Below are 1,032 nucleotides of genomic sequence, written 5' to 3' on the forward strand. Positions count from 1 at the left end.
TGATACGCTTACATACTGTCCGGCTCCCGGTCAAAAATTGACGGATGCTAAAACGAGAGTAAAGCGAACTTTACCGCCAAATTTTGAACTGGATGATGCATGGCTTAGACGGCTTTATCAAATTGCAATCTCCACAAACATGACACCATTTGGCGTAGGCATATGCGGTACGTGTCTTTTACATGCTTTTCAAATAGTTGCTGAGCTTCAAACATATTATCCAGGAAGACCTCTTACAGAAGGGGGGTATTTTTTTAATACGAGACTTAATGATAATCCAGTTCGTTCATTTCGTGTAAGATATCCTGAACTCACTGGAATTGTGGATGCTATTCATCAACGCAATATGGCTCCTTTATATCCAGGAGAAACGGATGACCAGATATCCGCTAGAATAGCAGCTGCGACGGCACAAGTTATGTTGCCACGGTTTCATTGGGCTTTGTCAGAAGTATCTTATGGTGAAAATGCAATTTTAGGAGCTATTCGCGAGCTTTTACGTGCAAATCCTGGAGCAGTTTGGATCGGTTTGATAACCCGTCAATATCCAGATGGAAAGAGGGTTAGACATGCAGTTCCAATATTGCGTTCTATGCGTGGACTTATTGTTATGCCAACGAATACGAGCATAGATTTTTCTCGCTTTACTGAAGAGGCTTCATCAACAATGGAAATCGAACGCGTTTTATTTTATCTTTCTCGGCAGGGGCGCGCAACTGTTACTTCTTTTGCCACATTGCAGCTAACCAGAGAGATTGCAAATCCTCTGAGCGTTGTCATGTCGCAACGAAATTGCACTGGAGAGGGGGATGAGAGAAGAGGAAATGGGCAGTTTCCAAGGAGTTTTTTAGTGAGTCAATGTTTAAGCGGAAGATGCACTATTCAATAAAAAACGCGGAGATTTGTTATGTTATGGATAAAGCAGGTTTTTTCAGAGATTTTTTTGCAATATTAGCGTTTTCAATATTGTGTTTGCGCGTATTTCTGCCTGTTTGCATAATCACTTATAACAAATCCCTCTGACAATGAGAC

The 1,032-nt window shown here is 41.3% G+C and carries 1 protein-coding gene; it reads left to right on the forward strand.

All coding sequences use genetic code 11. The annotated features are described in order from the left end of the window. On the forward strand, window positions 1–889 hold an 889-nt coding region (locus NPX98_RS06595), incomplete at its 5' end, for a DUF1561 family protein (protein ID WP_269023355.1). Between the last annotated feature and the right edge of the window lie 143 nt (window positions 890–1,032).

It is taken from the genome of Bartonella sp. A05 (assembly GCF_026930145.1).
GTDB lineage: Bacteria > Pseudomonadota > Alphaproteobacteria > Rhizobiales > Rhizobiaceae > Bartonella.